Source organism: Bacteroides sp. D1, from assembly GCF_000157095.2.
GTDB classification, from domain to species: domain Bacteria; phylum Bacteroidota; class Bacteroidia; order Bacteroidales; family Bacteroidaceae; genus Bacteroides; species Bacteroides xylanisolvens.
Window position 1 is genome coordinate 544,602 of record NZ_JH114331.1, and the last position, 19,590, is coordinate 564,191.

General features: G+C 43.0%; 15 protein-coding genes. 10 read left to right on the forward strand and 5 right to left on the reverse strand.

From position 1 onward, the window contains the following. Positions 1–44: 44 nt before the first annotated feature. The 5 genes from BSAG_RS19445 to cdd form a co-directional block, all read right to left on the reverse strand. A complete protein-coding gene (locus tag BSAG_RS19445; protein WP_008771249.1) occupies positions 45–1,745 on the reverse strand; it encodes an ABC-F family ATP-binding cassette domain-containing protein in 1,701 nt (566 codons plus the stop codon). A 376-nt stretch (positions 1,746–2,121) separates the two neighbouring features. Then, complete coding sequence (locus tag BSAG_RS19440; protein ID WP_008771248.1) at positions 2,122–3,495, reverse strand: FAD-dependent oxidoreductase; 1,374 nt, start codon at positions 3,493–3,495, stop codon at positions 2,122–2,124. A 99-nt stretch (positions 3,496–3,594) separates the two neighbouring features. Then, complete coding sequence (locus BSAG_RS19435) at positions 3,595–4,176, reverse strand: DUF417 family protein (RefSeq protein WP_004304234.1); 582 nt, start codon at positions 4,174–4,176, stop codon at positions 3,595–3,597. A gap of 88 nt (positions 4,177–4,264) precedes the next feature. After that, complete coding sequence (locus BSAG_RS19430) at positions 4,265–5,104, reverse strand: AraC family transcriptional regulator (RefSeq protein ID WP_004314294.1); 840 nt, start codon at positions 5,102–5,104, stop codon at positions 4,265–4,267. Between the two features lie 2 nt (positions 5,105–5,106). After that, positions 5,107–5,589, reverse strand: a complete 483-nt coding sequence (gene cdd / locus BSAG_RS19425; RefSeq protein ID WP_004314293.1) for a cytidine deaminase — start codon at positions 5,587–5,589, stop codon at positions 5,107–5,109. Positions 5,590–5,699: 110 nt separating this feature from the next. On the opposite strand from cdd, the gene BSAG_RS19420 reads away from it, so the two are divergent. The 10 genes from BSAG_RS19420 to BSAG_RS19375 all read left to right on the forward strand — a co-directional run bounded on the left by BSAG_RS19420 (position 5,700) and on the right by BSAG_RS19375 (position 19,567). Further along, entirely contained in the window at positions 5,700–6,605 is a 906-nt protein-coding gene (locus BSAG_RS19420; protein ID WP_004314292.1) for a glucosaminidase domain-containing protein, read from the forward strand. Between the two features lie 81 nt (positions 6,606–6,686). Further along, complete coding sequence (locus BSAG_RS19415) at positions 6,687–8,084, forward strand: NAD(P)/FAD-dependent oxidoreductase (RefSeq protein WP_004311329.1); 1,398 nt, start codon at positions 6,687–6,689, stop codon at positions 8,082–8,084. A gap of 233 nt (positions 8,085–8,317) precedes the next feature. Then, on the forward strand, positions 8,318–9,565 hold the full coding sequence (locus BSAG_RS19410) for an efflux RND transporter periplasmic adaptor subunit (RefSeq protein WP_008016715.1): 1,248 nt from the start codon (positions 8,318–8,320) through the stop codon (positions 9,563–9,565). Between the two features lie 17 nt (positions 9,566–9,582). Further along, positions 9,583–10,248: an ABC transporter ATP-binding protein gene (locus BSAG_RS19405; RefSeq protein ID WP_004314289.1), complete on the forward strand. Its 666-nt coding sequence runs from the start codon at positions 9,583–9,585 to the stop codon at positions 10,246–10,248. A gap of 67 nt (positions 10,249–10,315) precedes the next feature. Beyond that, the gene (locus BSAG_RS19400; protein WP_004314288.1) at positions 10,316–10,942 is read left to right on the forward strand and encodes a GIN domain-containing protein; all 627 of its coding nucleotides are present in this window, start codon (positions 10,316–10,318) and stop codon (positions 10,940–10,942) included. A gap of 96 nt (positions 10,943–11,038) precedes the next feature. After that, positions 11,039–12,328 (forward strand): ABC transporter permease, encoded by a 1,290-nt coding sequence (locus BSAG_RS19395; protein ID WP_004321428.1) that lies wholly within the window; start codon positions 11,039–11,041, stop codon positions 12,326–12,328. A gap of 29 nt (positions 12,329–12,357) precedes the next feature. Further along, positions 12,358–13,611, forward strand: coding sequence for an ABC transporter permease (locus BSAG_RS19390; RefSeq protein ID WP_008771247.1), 1,254 nt, complete (start codon positions 12,358–12,360; stop codon positions 13,609–13,611). Between the two features lie 84 nt (positions 13,612–13,695). Continuing rightward, on the forward strand, positions 13,696–16,305 hold the full coding sequence (locus BSAG_RS19385) for a PAS domain-containing sensor histidine kinase (RefSeq protein WP_008771246.1): 2,610 nt from the start codon (positions 13,696–13,698) through the stop codon (positions 16,303–16,305). A 129-nt stretch (positions 16,306–16,434) separates the two neighbouring features. Beyond that, positions 16,435–17,913: a TolC family protein gene (locus tag BSAG_RS19380; protein ID WP_004314284.1), complete on the forward strand. Its 1,479-nt coding sequence runs from the start codon at positions 16,435–16,437 to the stop codon at positions 17,911–17,913. A 304-nt stretch (positions 17,914–18,217) separates the two neighbouring features. Then, positions 18,218–19,567: a sigma-54-dependent transcriptional regulator gene (locus BSAG_RS19375; RefSeq protein WP_008771245.1), complete on the forward strand. Its 1,350-nt coding sequence runs from the start codon at positions 18,218–18,220 to the stop codon at positions 19,565–19,567. The last annotated feature ends 23 nt before the right edge of the window (positions 19,568–19,590 follow it).

Consider the following 19,590-nt stretch of genomic DNA (forward strand, 5'->3'; position numbering starts at 1 on the left):
GAATTAAATTTTGGTGCGGTTGCCCTGGATAAAATATCAATAGACTAACTCAATAAAATGCATTGTTCGACACCAATTTCCTGAATAAAATAATTGTCGTGTGAGATTGCTATCACAGTACCTGCATAATTTTTGATAGTAGCAGTGATAATTTCAATACTTTGTATGTCCAAATTGTTGGTAGGTTCATCCAGGATAAACATATCAGGGGTATTGTTACTAATCATCAGACAGCAGAAAGCGAGACGCATTTTCTCACCACCACTAAGTTTCCGGCAGGATTTGTCCCATTCGGATGCAGGAAACAAGTAACGGTTTAGAATAATCTTTATTTCATGCTCCGGCAGATTCCGACTGTTGAAAGCGTAAGCCTGTTCAAGAATACTGTTCCGGTCGTCAATGATCGAATACTCTTGATTCAAATAGACATAGCTAAAGTCCGTCCGTGTCAGGGTTCCTTCCTGTGGTTGAAGTTGGCCGGTGATTAATTTCAATAGAGTTGTTTTCCCGCTGCCGTTGGCTCCTTCTATGCGGAGGCGGTCTCCGCTCTTTAGTTGAAAGCTGACAGGAGCTTGCCAAAGCTGTTGTTTTGAGATACTATTTTCCTGAATATCATTGCTATTCGGATTGGGATGATAACCTGTGTCAGACGAATTTATTTCATCATTTGTCAGAATATTATTGTTAATCGAATTGGAATGATAACTGAAATTAATCTCTTTTGCTGTCACTAATATTTTCCCGATATGAAGCGAGGAACTGTTGAAGTCGGTTTTTAATGCAGCAGTCGGAGAGAGCGAACCTCGAAGCTGGTTGCGCTCATCTGTTAACTTCTCGGCTTTCTCCTGATGAACGCCAGTCAGTTTACTAGTGCTCTTCTCGGATTTCCCTTGGAGTGCGTTCAATACAATGCGTGGAACTCCTTTTTTTATATTACTCTTTTCGCCGCGTACATTCTGTTTGTCCCTGCGTTCGGCCGTTTCGCGAGCCACTTTACGGGCAATACGTAGTGCCTTTTCTTTTTCTTCAATACGTTGTTGCAATGCTTCCTGCATCAGCGTTTTTTGTTCTTTGTAGAATTCGTAATTTCCGCCATAATAATTGATTTGATGCTTCTCTAGTTCGCAAATCTCGGGGAGAAGATTGAGCAGAGTACGGTCATGACTTACCACCAACAGGGTGGAACGATATTTCTCTACCCAGTCATATAAACGTTGTCTGCCGGAAGAGTCGAGATGATTGGTCGGTTCATCCATAAGTATGACAGATGGATGATGAATGTCCATACCTGCCAGGAATACGCGGGTCTTTTCGCCGCCACTAAGCAGATTCATCGGGTAGGATAGCGTAAACTGTCCTAATCCCCATAAATCGAGAGCGGCGATGGAACGTTCTTCGATATTCCAGTCATCATTTAGAATGGTGAAATTCTCGTTTGAGACATCTCCTGTCAGGATAGCGTGCAGAGCTTGCTGTTTACACTCTATTTGAAGAGCCTGTGCGATGGTCAGTGAATCATATTGCCCGAAATGTTGCGGGATATAATATAGGTCGTCCGGGCGGACAATGACACCGGAAGAGGGTGATAACTGTCCGGCAATAATTTGTAGCAAAGTAGACTTGCCACAACCATTGTTACCGACTAATCCTAGTTTCTGCCCTTTACTGATGGCGAAATTGAGGTCACTGAATAATACTTCTTTATCCGGATGGATATAGCTGATTTGTTGGATACTGATAGACATGATGATCTATTGGGTTTGAGGTTGAAAATAGAGTGAAAAAAATCACAGGATAGGGGAACGACAAACACAATACTGGCTAAACAACACGGATTTCGTGATGCTTAACAAAATAGAAAAAGCATATAAGAAAAGTGATGTTTACTTAGAAGTGTTGTCTTACTTAGTAATTCTCATTGTGGTAGGTATATAGTTTAACTTGGCTGCAAAGATAACACTTTCTATTAGATTTCACTCTATTAAGACTGAAAAAGAATGAATTTCATTTATTTAGAGGCTCCGTTTACCTCATTCAGAGCCTCCGATTACTCCAAATAGAGCCTCTGTTTACCCTATTCAGAGGCTCTGTTTTAGAAGTGAGTTATACTCTTTCTTATTCTTATACATCAAACAGTTGGTTTAATCCCTCACTCATACTGGGATGCGTGAAGATAAAATCGCGCAAGAATGTAGACGTCTGGCCTGTCTTTATCGCCATAGCTACGATATTGATGATTTCTGAAGCATCGGCGCAGAATAGAGTACAGCCCATAATCTTCCCGTTATGATTATTGATGATAGCTTTTAGCATACCATCTGTCTGCCTCAATGTACGGGTACGGACGATGGAGGAAGCCGGCAACCGGGAAACCTTAAATGAATATCCTCTTTTCAGAGCTTCTTCTTCACTAATTCCAATATGTGCCAATGGCGGATCAATAAACACTGCATATTGCACAGGATCACAGTCTCCGATATCACGTTTCTTGTCGCCGAAGAGCTGATCGCGGATAATCCGGAAATCATCCAGCGAGAGATATGTAAATTGCGATCCGCCTTTCACATCTCCCATTGCCCATATATGAGGAGCAGTAGTGCGTAACTGATCGTTTACGATGATAGCTCCGTGAGCATCAACTCCTACACCCGCTGCTTGCAGATTCAATCCTTCAATCATCGGTTTACGTCCCGTTGCGATAAGAATGGCATCTCCATCTACATAATAAGGAGTACCGTCGGATACGTCCGAGTAAGTCAGTGTCACTCCGTCATTCGTGTCATGGATAGACTGCGCACGAGCGTTCAGATGGATTTCAATACCTTTCTTCTCCATCACTTCTTTGACGCTGTTTGCAATATCCCGATCTTCACGAGGCATAAATTTGTTTCCTCCTTCGAGTATCGTCACTTTACTGCCGAAACCGGCATACATAGAAGCGAGCTCCAGTCCGATATATCCTCCACCTATGATAATCAGGTGATGAGGAAGTACGCTTAAGTCCAGAAGCGTGCTACTGGTATATACATGCTGACTTTGCTGAATGCCATCTATTGCCGGGATAATAGGAGTAGACCCCGTATTGATAAAAATCTCTTTTCCTTGCAGCTCGATATATCCTTCAGGTAGTGTTACTTTTATAGTATTCGCGGATATAAAAGAACCCGTTCCGGTATAGATAGTCACATTAGGACGTTTACTTAGTCTTTCGTAATTATCATTCCTAAGAAAGGAAGTGAGGCGGTTCTTTCGGCCGATGGCCTGTTTGTACATATTCGTCTGCTTCGGAAAATCATCGTGGTAAAGCAAAGCGGAAACCTCGGCTTCATGCACCAGCGTCTTTGTTGGGATACAGGCAACATTCGGACAGCTTCCTCCATACATCATGTTGGAACGTTCTACGATGGCCACTTGCCATCCGCGGTTGGAAAGTTCGGCAGCCAGGGTTTTCCCTGCCTTGCCGAATCCTATAATAATTGCATCATATTGTTTCATAACTTCTTGTATTAACGATTTGTATGAGACTATATAACAGTCTGAAAATACGATTTGTTCCGCAATGGCAAGAAGTCAGAATCCTCTTTAGTGGTTGTCTTAGTCTTTTTTAAGTGTTTTGAGTACGCGTTGTGACGAGTCGGATAATAACACTACGGCACTGGCCAGGATCACAATGTCTTTAATCACCAACCGCCCTGCACCGGATAGTAATGGGAAACCGAATTCTCCGCTTCCCAAGTCGGGAACCCAGACCTCCGGGGTGGTGACAAGAAAAGAAAGTGTGCCGAGCGTCATGATAATGGCGAGGGTGTCGCCTGCCAATCCCACTTTTGGGAAAAAGATTCCCAAGAATACCAGTATGCCGATACCCATAATAAGAGCTCCCAGTCCGTAAGAGAAAGTATAAGTGCGGTTTGCTTCGTGCCATGCACGATTTTCCGGGACAAAAGCACCTTCCGCATTTTTATGTTCTTTGTATTCGGGTGCACCTTTAGCATAGAAGAAACTCATAAAAGGACTGTTGGCAACAAACGGAACAATCCCGTCGGCTTCATAATGGAAATACTTCAATCCGCCTATCCATACAAATACTACCAGGATGGCAACGCGGATAAATTTCATACCAAAACTTTTCAGACTTGAAGTGAAGGTCAGTAAAGCGATCAATTTCTCTTTCATTTTGTTGGGGTTTTAATGGGTTTATCTTATGTTGCAAAGGTCGTCCATTTCCACTACCCCCAAAATAGCAATACTTCCGTATGCCTTGTCAATTTTTCCCTTCCTGTGTGTTTCTGAATTGCACGGCGCTCTGTCCAGTCATATTTTTGAAGAAACGGCTGAAAGAAGCCTGGTCTTCAAATCCCAGAATATCGGCAATCTCTTTGGCGCTTTTGTTGCTGTAAAGCAGGAGACGTTTAGCTTCCGCTTCCACCCGTTCGTGGATAACCCGAAGCGGCGAAGGCAGTTTGCAGGTAGAAAAGATGTTCGATAGTGTCTTGGGAGATTTATGCAACATATCGGCATAGTCCTGCACCTGTTTCTTCGTCCGGTAATGCTCGTCGACCAAGTTATAGTATTGGCGGACAATCTCGAATCCGGATTCTTTTTCACGAGTGATATTCATGCGGTGACGTGCAATCCGGGTACATTGGATGATGAAACGTTTCAGCAGGATGCGCAGCATCTCTTCCTGCAGGCTGTCGGAAACGGTAAACTCATTTTCCAGTGCTTCGGTAATAGTGTCAAGTTCTTTACGTTCTTTTTCGTTCAGTGTGAAACGGATCAGGTGAGATGAACCGTTGAACAGGAAACCGCTGCATGACACTTCATGGTCGTTGCCATAGATACAATAGAAATTGCTGTTGAACAATAAAGTCAGGTATTCGCCATCAATCGATTTAAATTCGAGGTGTTGCAGATGAGTGAGTGAAATCACTTCATCTTGGGTAAGCGTCATTTCCTGATGGTCGATTTCTACCGTGATGCTTCCGTTGCGTACCCATATAAATTTATAAAGCCCTTTTTCTTTTTGCAGTGTTTTTTCTGTCAGATAAGAGTCTGTAAGTGCGAGTGTTCCTTTTAGTTTCGTGTGATATTGTTGTAACATAATTAATCCTCCATTGCTGATGCGTCAAATGATAATGGCAGTAGATCACCTATACTTTTTACTTCGTAGATACATTCTTTGCCATATAATAGGATGCGGATGGGGTGTTTGTAACGCTTTTCCGTTTCCAGAATCACTTGCCGGCAAGCACCGCAGGGAGGAATCGGATGGTCGATGAAGTCCTTTTCCGTTCGTGCCGCAATGGCAAGAGTGACAACCGGTTGGTCGGGATATTGGGAGTTGGCATAGAATAATGTAGTACGTTCTGCACAAAGCCCCGACGGATAGGCCGCATTTTCCTGATTGGTTCCTGTCACTACTGTCCCGTTGCCCAATAGCGCAGCGGCACCTACGGAGAAATGGGAGTACGGAGAATAACTACGAGCTGTTGCCTCCATGGCAGTCTTTATAAGTGACCGATCGCCCTCATTCAACTCATCATATTGATATACTTTAATAATAGCGGTAATTGTGAGGTCTTTCATATACGTCAGGGTATTGGTTTCTACAATTAATGTTACAAAGTTAGGAAAGAGATTGATAATCCCAATTATTTTTCGGATTTTTGTGCCATCTAATTCACATCTGAATAAAAATGGAGAATAAACTGCATAGACTTATCTTTTTAACCGTTGTTTTTTTCTTTGCCGTAGGAGTGCAGGCACAGAAACGGAATGCCCGTTACGTCGAGTATATAAATAAGTATAGTGATTTGGCTGTTGAACAGATGAAGCTTCATAAGATTCCGGCGAGTATCACGTTGGCGCAAGGATTGCTGGAAAGCGGTGCCGGATACAGCCAGTTGGCACGAAAGAGTAATAACCACTTTGGTATTAAGTGTGGTGGCAGTTGGCGGGGACGTACGGTTCGTCATGATGATGATGCGCGCAACGAATGTTTCCGTGCTTATAAGCATCCGCGTGACTCTTACGAAGATCATTCCGACTTCCTTAGAAGAGGTGCCCGTTACGCTTTTCTTTTCAAACTGGATATCACCGATTATAAAGGCTGGGCGCGTGGACTGAAAAAAGCAGGCTATGCTACCGATCCTTCTTATGCTAACCGTCTGATTACGATTATCGAAGATTATGACTTGTATAAATACGACCGTAAGGGTGTATATTCGGAACGGAAGCTGAAAAAGAATCCTTGGTTGATGAGCCCGCATCAGGTGTATATCGCTAATGATATCGCTTATGTGGTAGCCCGCAACGGTGATACCTTTAAAGATTTAGGCAACGAATTCGATATTAGTTGGAAAAAACTTGTGAAGTACAACGACTTGCAGCGTGATTATACCTTGATGGAAGGAGATATCATCTACCTGAAGAGCAAGAAGAAAAAGGCTTCCAAACCTTATACTGTATATGTTGTGAAAGATGGAGATTCCATGCATGGCATCTCTCAAAAATATGGTATCCGCCTCAAAAATCTGTATAAGATGAATCGTAAGGATGGTGAGTATGTTCCGGAAATCGGAGATAGATTGCGTCTGCGGTAGAGACTTCTCTCAAAAGTTTCGAATTTCGGAAACTTAATGACTCATTCATGTGTTATTATCTTGATAAAACATGATTAGAATATGAGTCTAAACATTGCAAAAAGTAATAAGAAACGTGTCGTCATAGTAGGCGGTGGTTTCGGTGGCTTGAAACTGGCTAACAAGCTGAAAAAGTCAGGCTTTCAAGTCGTATTGATAGATAAAAACAACTATCATCAGTTTCCTCCTTTGATTTATCAGGTGGCTTCGGCTGGTATGGAGCCAACTTCCATATCCTTCCCCTTCCGTAAAATATTCCAGCATCGGAAAGATTTCTTTTTCCGTATGGCGGAAGTACGTGCCATTTTCCCGGAAAAGAATATGATACAGACTTCCATCGGAAAAGCAGAATATGACTATCTGGTGTTAGCAGCAGGTACTACAACCAACTATTTCGGTAATAAACATATCGAAGAGGAAGCCATGCCGATGAAAAATGTGTCAGAAGCGATGGGATTGCGAAACGCTCTTCTGGCTAATCTGGAACGAGCGCTGACCTGTTCAACGAAGCAGGAACAACAAGAGTTATTGAATATTGTAATTGTGGGAGGTGGAGCTACCGGGATAGAAGTAGCCGGAATACTTTCCGAGATGAAGAAATTTGTCTTGCCGAATGATTATCCTGATATGTCCAGCAGTCTGATGCACATCTATTTGATTGAAGCCGGGCCGCGATTGCTTGCCGGAATGTCGGAAGAATCATCTGCACATGCTGAACAGTTTCTCCGTGAAATGGGAGTAAATATCCTGTTGAATAAACGCGTTGTGGATTATCGTGACCATAAAGTAGTACTCGAAGATGGTACAGAGATTGCCACGCGTACTTTTATCTGGGTGAGTGGTGTCACCGGTGTGACTATCGGAAATCTGGATGCCTCTCTGATTGGGCGTGGAGGACGTATTAAAGTCGATTCATTTAACCGTGTAGAAGGGATGAATAATGTGTTTGCTATTGGCGACCAATGTATTCAGTTAGCTGATGAAAATTACCCGAACGGGCATCCTCAACTGGCACAAGTGGCGATCCAGCAAGGAGAACTATTGGCAAAGAATCTGATTCGTATGGAGAAAGGACAGGAAATGAAACCTTTCCATTACCGCAATTTAGGTTCGATGGCGACTGTCGGGCGCAATCGTGCCGTAGCAGAGTTTAGTAAAGTAAAGATGCAGGGATGGTTTGCCTGGGTGATGTGGCTCGTTGTTCATCTGCGTTCTATCCTTGGAGTACGCAATAAGGTTATTGTACTCTTGAATTGGGTATGGAATTATTTCACTTACGATCAGTCTATGCGTATGATTGTCTATGCCCGTAAAGCAAAAGAGATTCGTGATCGTGAAAAGGTGGAGGAAACTACCCATTGGGGAAAAGAACTGATACAGGAACCGAAGCAACACTCTCCGCAGGAGATTCAGCAAGCTTCCGAACAAGAGAAAAAATAGTCAATGAGAAGTCATTATACCGTAGTTGACAATCCGGCATTATCCAGGTATACTGACCTTCCGCCGACAGGTGGATAGATTCATATTCTGAACAGTAAATTCGTACAGGGTGTCCGATATCGGACACCCTTTGTTTTTTGTTACATTCTATTTATCAATTACTTATGATTTTGGCATAGATTTGGTATATGAAATGCTAAATTGATACATGATAAAATCGTAAACGATCAGATATGGACAGAGAAATTCCTAAAGAAATACGTCAGAAAGAACGTAACAAGAAGATCATTCGTTATTCATCCATCGGGGTGGCAAGTATTGTTGTCATTGGTGTACTTATATCTGTACTAAGGGCAGGAGTGGAGGCAAAAGATCTTGTCTTTTCCACAGTCGATACAGGAGTTATTGAGGTAAGTGTCAGTGCTTCCGGCAAGGTGGTTCCTGCATTTGAAGAAATAATCAATTCTCCAATCAACAGTCGTATTCTTGAAGTTTATAAAAAAGGAGGAGATAGCGTAGATGTAGGTACTCCGATTCTGAAACTAGATCTTCAGAGTACGGAAACCGAATATAAAAAGTTGCTGGACGAAGAGCAGATGCGTCGGTATAAGCTCGATCAGCTTCGTGTCAATAATCAGACGAAGCTTTCCGATATGGCGATGCAGATTAAAGTTTCGGCAATGAAATTGAGTCGTATGAAAGTGGAGTTGAGAAATGAACACTATCTGGACAGTCTCGGTGCAGGAACAACGGATAAGGTACGCCAGGCTGAATTGAGCTATAATGTGGCTCAATTAGAGTACGAACAACTTCAGCAACAATATAAAAATGAGAAGGAAGTAGCTGCTGCCGAACTAAAAGTTCAGGAGCTTGATTTTAATATCTTCCGCAAGAGCCTTTCCGAAAAGAAACGTACTTTGGATGATGCGCAAATCCGTTCTCCGCGCAAAGCTATTCTTACCTATATTAATAACCAGATTGGTGCGCAGGTTTCCGAAGGCGGACAAGTCGCTATCATTTCCGATTTAAGTCATTTTAAGGTAGAAGGCGAGATTGCTGATACGTATGGCGACCGTGTGGCAGCTGGAGGAAAAGCAATTGTTAAGATAGGAAGCGATAAACTGGAAGGAACGGTCAGCAGTGTAACACCGTTATCCAAGAATGGCGTCATATCATTCACGGTTCAGTTGAAGGAAGATAATCACCGTCGTCTGCGCTCCGGATTGAAGACAGATGTTTATGTGATGAATGCCGTGAAGGAAGATGTGATGCGTGTTGCCAATGGCTCTTTCTATGTGGGGCGTGGTGAATACGAATTGTTTGTCTGCAACTCTGACAATGAACTGGTCAAACGTAAGATACAGTTGGGTGATTCAAACTTTGAATATGTAGAAGTTTTGAGTGGGTTGCAACCGGGTGACAAGGTAGTGGTAAGCGATATGAGTGCATATAAGAACAAGAATAAGCTGAAGATTAAATAAATTAAATACTAGAAGTTATGATAACATTGAACTCTCTTTCCAAAATTTACCGTACTGATGAGATTGAAACGGTAGCGTTGGAAAATGTGAATCTGACGGTAGAACGTGGAGAATTCCTAAGTATAATGGGACCTTCCGGGTGCGGAAAATCTACATTGTTGAATATAATGGGATTGCTTGACGCACCTACCATGGGAATAGTGGAAATCAATGGAATACGTACCGAAGGAATGAAAGACAAAGAATTGGCAATTTTCCGTAATAAAACGCTTGGTTTTGTGTTTCAGTCTTTTCATCTGATTAATTCGTTAAATGTGACGGATAATGTGGAGTTGCCTTTACTTTATCGCCGTGTTGGCAGTAGTGAGCGAAAGCGGTTGGCGCAAGAGGTATTGGAAAAAGTAGGGTTAAGCCATCGTATGAGACATTTTCCTACACAACTTTCCGGTGGTCAGTGCCAACGTGTAGCTATTGCCCGTGCTATTATCGGTAATCCTGAAATAATTCTTGCCGATGAGCCGACAGGTAACTTGGATTCAAGGATGGGAGCCGAAGTCATGGAACTGCTTCACCGACTGAATAAAGAAGACGGACGCACCATCGTCATGGTTACCCATAATGAAGAACAGGCGAAGCAGACTTCGCGTACCATCCGTTTCTTTGACGGACGTCAGGTGCAGTAGAACCTGCGTTTTATACATGAAACTAAATAGAAAAACAGATTAATATTTCTCTAAATTAAAAACCACCATGACAAAGAATATTTTCATCGTTGCGATAGCTGTCCTGTTAAGTGTTGCTTTTTGTTCGCTATCGGCACAAAATGTGAGTAAAGATTATAATGTAGGCGACTTTTCTGCCATCAACCTGCAATCTGTCGGAAATATTATTTTCGCTCAATCGGCAGAATGTACCTGCCGTTTGGAAGGGCCTTCTGAATTTGTAGAGAAAACCCGGGTAACGGTGAAGAACGGCACACTGGTTATCGATTATAAAGAGAAGAACGTAAAGAATGTCAAGAATCTGATTTTTTACATCACTGCTCCCGATTTGAGTAAAGTGAAAATCGACGGGGTAGGGAACTTTGATGCAAAGGAAAAATTGAATCTTAAAAATATAGCTTTCGAACTTGACGGAGTGGGAAATTGCAACGTGAAAAATCTTCATTGCGATGAACTGAAACTCGATGTCGACGGAGTAGGCAATATGAAAATGAATGTTGACTGTGGCCTTATCAAGGCTAAAGTGGATGGAGTAGGTAATATCACTTTATCAGGTAAGGCTGATACTGCTTTCTTTAAAAAGGATGGTGTTGGTAAAATCAATCACAAAAACTTGAAATGTAAGGATATAACAAAGAAGGGATGGAATTTCTAATATGGAACGTTCTTTGACGAACTTCTGTGGAACCTAATCGAAGAAGAATAAAAAAGACGGGTAAGAAATATACTGAACTCTATACTGGTAACGATCATGATAAAACTCTATTTTAAACAAGCATTCCATCTGTTGGGAGAAAATAAACTGCTTTCTTCTATTTCTATTATTGGTACAGCTTTGGCTATTGCTATGATAATGGTAATTGTGATTACTTTACGTGCGACTATTGCTCCCTTTGCACCGGAAACCCATCGTGACCGGATGCTTATTTTCCGGTTTGCCGGACTTCAAAGTAAGTCCAACGTGAATTGGCAAAGCAATGGCCCTATCGGATACAATACGGCAAAGGCTTGTTTCAAAGCAATGACAATTCCCGAAGTTGTTTCCATAACCAATATCTGGCAGGAAACAATGCTGGCTGCTAAACCGGCAGGTGAGATGGAAAGTTGTAGTGTGTTGCAAACAGACGATGCTTTCTGGAAAATATTTGAATTTGAGTTTCTATCCGGTAAACCGTATGATAATGCCGATTTTGATGCCGGAGCAGCAAAAGCTGTGATTTCCGAAGATATGGCTCGCCGCTTGTTCGGAACGTCAGAAGTGGTTGGAAAAACATTCCTTCTGAATCATTCGGCTTATATTGTTTGCGGAGTGGTACGTCCGGTCTCTAAACTGGCGAAGTACGCCTATGCGCAAGTTTGGATTCCTTTGAGTTCAACAAGTGCCTTCACAGCCACTTGGGGCGATGACAATATCATGGGTATGACTGCCGTCTATATACTGGCTAAATCGAAAGACGATTTTCCGGCTATTCGTCAGGAGGCAGACCGCTTGCGGGCTATCTTTATGGCAGGGCATCCCAATTTCGATTTACTCTATCGCGGACAGCCTGATACTTATTTCGTAGCCGCGCAACGCTATTCCGCCAACAATCCTCCTGCTGTGAAAGAAGCAGTACGGCAATACATACTGACATTACTTGTCTTATTGATTGTTCCTGCCGTCAACTTGTCCGGACTTACTTTGTCACGCATGCGTAAGCGTATCTCCGAAATAGGAGTGCGAAAAGCCTTTGGTGCCCCCAGACGGGAGCTTATGATGCAGGTACTATCCGAAAATATGCTTTATTCCCTGTTCGGAGGAATTCTCGGACTGGTATTAAGTTATGTCGCCGCTTTCCTTTTGGGAGGAATGCTTTTTTCCGTAGACTTTGTATCCAATGGGGTGGAAGATTTGCGGACCATGTGTGTAGACTTACTGTTCGATCCTACCGTATTCCTGCTGGCATTTCTGGCTTGCTTCTTACTCAATTTGCTAAGTGCCGTCATTCCGGCATGGAGAGTAACTCGCACCAATATTGTGGATGCCATCAACGAAAGATAATTCTTCAACTCATCTAAATTCTAAAGAAAATGCAACTATTAAAACAAATATGGAACGAGCGCCGGTCAAACGGGTGGTTGTGGTCAGAACTATTAATTGTTTTTGTGGTCCTGTGGTATGTGGTCGACTGGACGTATGTGACAGCGCGTACTTATTACGAACCGGTAGGATTTGATATTACCGATACGTATTATTTGGAACTAAGCCTGAAAAACGACAAGAGTAATTCCTATCTTTCGAAAGAGCAAAAGAGTACATCTTTAGGACAAGATATTATCGAGTTGACCAATCGTCTCCGGAGGTTGCCGGAAGTGGAGGCCGTTTCAATATCCAATAATGCGCGTCCCTATATCGGGAGTAACTCCGGTAGTATGTTACGTATCGATACATTGGTTAGTAATCCGCTACGGCGTTCGGTAACCCCTGACTTTTTTCAGGTCTTTCGTTATCAAAGTGCTGATGGGCGTGGTTATCAGCCGTTGGTGCAAGCTTTAAGGAATGGCAATGTTGTTGTTGGTGAAAATTTCTGGCCCAAAGATTATAAAGGCGATCGTACGCTGTTGGGTAAAGAAATGGTCGATGTGGATGATTCTACGAAAGTGTACAAGATAGGGGGAGTTTCGAAGAAAGTGCGTTACAATGATTTTTGGCCTAACTACAGTGACCGGTATGTAGCCATTGAACTTACTGAAAAGATAATGGTCGAACTTGACGATGAACTTTATCCTTCGAGTGTAGAAGTTTGTCTGCGGGTGAAACCGGGGACTTCCAGAGACTTTGCGGAACATTTGATGAAATTGTCCGCCAACCAGTTGAGTGTTGGTAACTTATTCATCCTGAAAGTGCATGATTATGAAGATCTGCGGAATGACTTCCAGCAAGGAAGTTATAATCAGGTACAGGTACGTTTCTGGATGATGGGCTTCTTATTGCTTAATATCCTGTTGGGCATTGTCGGCACCTTCTGGTTCCGTACGCAGCACCGTCGTGCCGAGTCTGCGCTTCGTATAGCAGTCGGGTCCAGCCGGATGCAGCTTTGGCAACGTTTAAATAAAGAAGGATTGCTATTATTGACTCTGGCTGCTTTGCCTGCCGCCGCCATCTGTTATAATATCGGCCATCTGGAGTTGACTGAAGGGTATATGGAGTGGGGAGTAGTGCGTTTTCTTATTACATTTGTCATAACCTACTTCCTGATGTCTTTAATGATTCTTATAGGTATTTGGTTTCCTGCCCGTCAGGTAATCCGCATACAGCCTGCCGAAGCACTGCGCGAAGAATAAAAAACTTGGGCTATCTATTTGTTTTCAATAGATTTAACGTATCTTTGTCGGCATAATATTGAAAACACCGCAGGTTTTAATTATATGAATCGACGCTACTATTGTATGTTTATAGTTCTGTTCTTTGCTGTTCTTACTCAGGCGGCGGCAGCGGAACGTACATTCAATATCCTTTTTATACAGTCTTACACCTCGCAGACTCCTTGGCACAGTGACCTTAATCAGGGCTTGGCTAAAGGGTTTAAAGAGAGCGGTCTAAAGGTTAACATAACAACGGAATATCTTGATGCAGATTTTTGGGCATTCAATTCCGAGAAGGTAATCATGCGTCGTTTTTGTCAGCGTGCCCGCGACAGGCAGACAGATTTGATTGTAACTGCGAGTGATGAAGCTTTTTATACCCTTTTTGCATGTGGAGATTCGTTGCCTTTGCAGATTCCGGTGGTGTTTTTCGGTATTAAGTATCCCGATACGAAGTTGATTACCACTCATCCCAATGTTTGCGGATTCACAGCCAATCCGGATTTCGATGTCATATTACGTCAGGCACAAAAGATATTTCCCCGACGGAAAGAAGTGGTTTGTGTGATAGATAACAGCTTTTTAAGTAACAAAGGGCTTGAAGATTTTGAAGAAGAGTGGAAAATCTTTCAGAAAGACAACCCGGATTATAGAATGAAAATCTATAATACCCAAAATCATACGACTAGTCATATCATTGCGGCAATTTGTTACCCTCGTAACAGCTACGAACGTTTGGTTGTTGCTCCTAAATGGTCGCCTTTCCTTTCATTTGTAGGTAAAAACTCAAAAGCTCCCGTATTTTCAACTCAAAATGTAGGATTGACTAACGGTGTGTTTAGCGCTTATGATGCCGACAGCTATACTTCTGCATCATTGGCTGCTCAAAGGGCTGCTTCGGTCTTGAAAGGTACCTCTCCCCGGGATATAGGAGTGACGGAAATTACACAGGGATTCATCTTTGACTACAAGCAATTAGATTTTTTCCATATCGATCCTGATAAAGTATCTTCTAGCGGAACGATAGTCAATGAACCATATTGGGAGAAATATAAATACCTTTTTATACTTCTCTATCCATCTATCCTCGCATTGTTGATAGCCTCTATCGTGTGGCTGATGCGTGCCAACCGGCGTGAATCCAAACGACGGATTCAGGCACAGACCCGTCTGCTGGTACAGAATAAACTGGTGGAACAGCGTAATGAGTTCGATAATGTATTTCATTCCATCCGTGATGGTGTGATAACGTATGATACCGATTTGCACATTCATTTTACAAACCGTTCCTTATTACAAATGCTTCATTTGCCGTATGAGGCAGGTGGGCGTTTTTATGAAGGAATGATGGCTGGCAGTATCTTCAAAATATATTATAACGGTCAGGACATTCTTCATAAAATGCTGAAGCAGGTAGCTTCAAAAGGAGAAAGTGTGAAGATACCGCAGGGAGCTTTCATGAAAGAAGTGCATAGTGATAAGTACTTCCCGGTGTCGGGGGAAATAGTTCCGATCCGTTCAAAGGACGCGATTACCGGTATGGCACTTTCTGCGCGGAATATTTCGGATGAAGAAATGCAGAAACGTTTCTTTGATATGGCGGTAGACGAAAGCTCCATATATCCGTGGCAGTTTGATATGGAAACGAACTGTTTTATTTTCCCGCAAGGTTTCTTGAAACGTCTCGGATACGATGAATCGGTTACTACCATCCTCCGTGATGAAATGGATCGCACTATCCATCCTGACGATTTGAAAGAAATAAGACCGTTGTTTAACAGAGCATTGACCGGGGAAGATTCCAATACCCGTCTGAACTTCCGTCAGCGGAATGTCAACGGAGAGTATGAATGGTGGGAATATCGTTCTTCCGTAATCACGGGATTGACACAAGATTCATTGTACAATATATTAGGTGTTTGTCAGAGTATCCAGCGATATAAGACTGCCGAGCAGGAGATGAGAGAGGCCCGTGATAAAGCCCTCCAGGCTGACAAACTGAAATCGGCGTTCCTTGCCAACATGAGTCACGAGATTCGGACTCCGCTGAATGCGATTGTAGGTTTCTCCGATTTGCTAAGCGATACGAGTGGTTTTACAAGCGAAGAGATTGCCCAGTTTATCGGAACCATTAATAAGAATTGTGGCCTGTTGCTGGCTTTGATTAATGATATTCTTGATTTGTCACGTATCGAATCGGGAACCATGGAATTTATGTTCGCCGAGCATAACCTGCCGCTGTTATTAAAGACCGTCCATGATTCTCAACGCTTGAATATGCCACCGGGAGTAGAACTGGTGTTGCGTATGCCCGAAAGTGATAAGAAATACCTTACGACAGATAATGTACGCTTGCAGCAAGTCGTGAATAATCTGATAAATAACGCTGCTAAATTTACGAGTAGCGGTTTCATTACTTTTGGCTATGAAGATGATGAGGTTCCCGGCTACACCCGCATCTTTGTGGAGGATACCGGAGTCGGTATTTCTGAAGAAGGTATCCGTCATATATTCGAACGATTCTATAAAGTCGATAATTTCACCCAAGGAGCAGGTTTGGGATTAAGTATTTGTCAGACCATCATCGAACGTCTGAATGGTACCATCTCCGTCACCTCCGAAGTAGGTAAAGGCACTCGTTTCACTGTGCGCCTTCCTAACTACTGCGAATAATCGAACGTTCACTTTTGGGCATAGTGTCCGAAAATGGACACTTTTCTTATTTTCTAATCTGTTGATAATAAAAACTTTACTTTTTTGGCACATCGTTTGATTCTCTCATAGTGGAAAATACTGTGCATAATGAAAAAGAAAAGTATATTGTTTGCTCTTGCTGCCGTTTGCCTGCCGTTGGCATTGTCGGCACAGAAGGAAAGGGAAATAACCTTGAATGAAGCCATTGCTATGGCGCGTATTCAATCTGTTGACGCTGCTGTTGCCTTGAATGAATTGAAAACGGCCTATTGGGAGTTTCGTACCTTTCGTGCCGATCTTCTGCCGGAAGTCAACTTGACCGGAACCCTGCCCAATTATAACAAATCATATAGTTCCTATCAAAATTCGGACGGTTCTTACGGTTTCGTCCGTAATAACACATTGGGGCTTACCGGTGATCTTTCTATCGATCAAAACATCTGGCTTACCGGTGGTAAACTTTCGCTGACTTCCTCTCTCGACTATATCAAGCAATTGGGAGCCGGAGGAGACCGGCATTTTATGTCGGTTCCTGTCACATTACAACTTACACAACCCATCTTTGGAGTCAATAATATAAAGTGGAACAGACGCATCGAACCGGTTCGTTATGCCGAAGCGAAAGCAGCTTTTATCACTGCTACCGAAGAAGTGACGATGCGTGCCATCACTTATTACTTTAATCTTTTGTTGGCAAAAGAAAATCTTGGCACGGCGAAACAGAACCAGACAAACGCCGACCACCTTTATGAAGTAGCCCTTGCCAAACGCAAAATGGGGCAAATTTCCGAGAATGAACTCTTGCAGTTGAAACTCTCCGCTTTAAATGCGAAAGCTGCATTGACGGAGGCAGAGAGTGATCTCAATGCCAAGATGTTCCAGCTCCGTGCCTTTTTGGGAGTAGGAGAGGATGAAGTACTAAACCCGGTTCTTCCCGAAGCTGTGGATGGCCCGAGGATGGAGTACAATCAGGTGTTAAATAAAGCATTGGAACGTAATTCTTTTGCACAGAATATCCGTCGCCGCCAGTTGGAAGCCGATTATGAAGTAGCTACTGCACGCGGAAATTTGCGTAGTGTCGATTTGTTTGCAAGCGTAGGGTATACGGGTGAGAACCGGAATTTTCCGGCCGTTTACAGGAACTTGCAGGACAATCAGATTGTTCAGGTAGGCGTTAAGATTCCGATTCTCGATTGGGGAAAACGCCGTGGGAAAGTCCGGGTAGCCAAGAGTAACCGGGATGTAGTGCTTTCAAAGATTCGTCAGGAACAGATAAACTTCAATCAGGACATTTTTCTGTTGGTGGAGCATTTCAATAATCAGGCACAACAATTGGATATAGCCAAAGAAGCCGATGCGATAGCCCAGCAACGATATAAAACAAGTATTGAAACTTTCCTGATAGGTAAAATCAATACCTTGGATTTGAATGATGCGCAGAACTCTAAAGATGATGCGAGACAGAAACATATTTCCGAACTTTATTATTATTGGTATTATTATTATCAGATTCGCAGTCTGACGCTATGGGATTTTCGTACCAATACCGAACTTGAAGCTGATTTTGATGAAATCATCCGGCGATAGAAAGGGTAGGAAAAAGCTTTTGAATCTTATGGAGGAACTTGCCGGAGATTATGGGAAAAGTTTTTCAAGTCTGCAAACAGACTATTGCGTATTTATGCCTGATTCATTTGGTATTACGAACTATTTATAGTACCTTTGAAACTCGATTTTAACACTCGGGAAATGAAAAATACGTAAATAATACAGAAAAATTCATCCCCCATTATAAATAAAGAAAGAAATAAAAAAAGAAATACTTCTTCTTGGAAGATTGAAAAAACAGAAGAAGAAGTTTTCTTGGTAGAGGAATCTTGCAATTTTAACTATGATTCTGATAATTGACGACGACAGCGCAGTGCGTTCTTCGCTTAGCTTCATGTTGAAGCGGGCAGGATATGAAGCACAGACCGTTCCCGGTCCACGGGAAGCTATGGAAGTAGTACGTTCCATAGCTCCGGATTTAATCCTGATGGATATGAACTTCACTCTTTCTACAACGGGTGAGGAGGGTTTGACCCTACTCAAACAAGTAAAAATATTCCGTCCCGAAACACCGGTGATATTGATGACCGCTTGGGGAAGTATCCAACTTGCTGTGCAAGGAATGCAGGCAGGAGCTTTTGATTTCATAACGAAGCCCTGGAATAATGCTGCCTTGTTGCAACGCATTGAAACGGCACTCCAACTTTCGGGCACTCCACAGGAACCAACGCAGGAACAGAGCGATTCTTTCGACCGCAGCCACATCATCGGGCGTAGCCAGGGATTGATGGATGTGTTGAATACGATTGCCCGCATAGCAAAGACCAATGCCTCTGTTCTCATTACAGGGGAAAGCGGAACAGGTAAGGAATTGATAGCCGAGGCCATTCATATCAACAGTCAGCGTGCCAAACATCCCTTTGTGAAAGTGAATCTTGGAGGTATCTCCCAAAGCCTGTTCGAAAGTGAAATGTTCGGGCACAAGAAAGGAGCTTTTACCGATGCTTCCGCAGACCGTATCGGACGTTTTGAAATGGCAAACAAAGGGACGATTTTCCTGGATGAAATAGGTGATCTCGACCCTTCGTGCCAGGTGAAGTTACTGCGTGTATTGCAGGATCAGACATTTGAAGTGCTCGGCGACAGCCGTCCGCGCAAGACGGATATCCGGGTAGTATCAGCCACCAATGCCGATTTGCGCAAAATGGTAGGCGAACGTACTTTTCGTGAAGACCTCTTCTATCGTATCAATCTGATAACAGTGAAACTGCCGGCCCTGCGCGAACGTCGTGAAGATATTCCTTTGCTGGCACGTCATTTTGCCGACCGTCAGGCGGTAACCAACGGATTGCCCCGTACGGAGTTCTCTGCCGATGCCCTGCAATTCTTGAGCCGATTGCCCTATCCGGGGAATATTCGTGAATTGAAGAACTTGGTGGAACGTACCATTCTGGTAAGTGGTAAACCGCTGCTTGATGCTTCCGATTTTGATGCGCAGTATATTCGCCACGATGACGCAAGAGTGACCGAAGGCGCAGCTCTGGCCGGTATGACTTTGGATGAAATAGAACGCCAGACCATTCTTCAGGCGTTGGACCGTTACAAAGGAAATTTGAGTCAGGTAGCTACGGCATTGGGTATCAGCCGTGCAGCACTCTATCGTCGTCTCGAAAAATATAATATAACAATGTGATAAATTTAGGCACGTGCCTAATA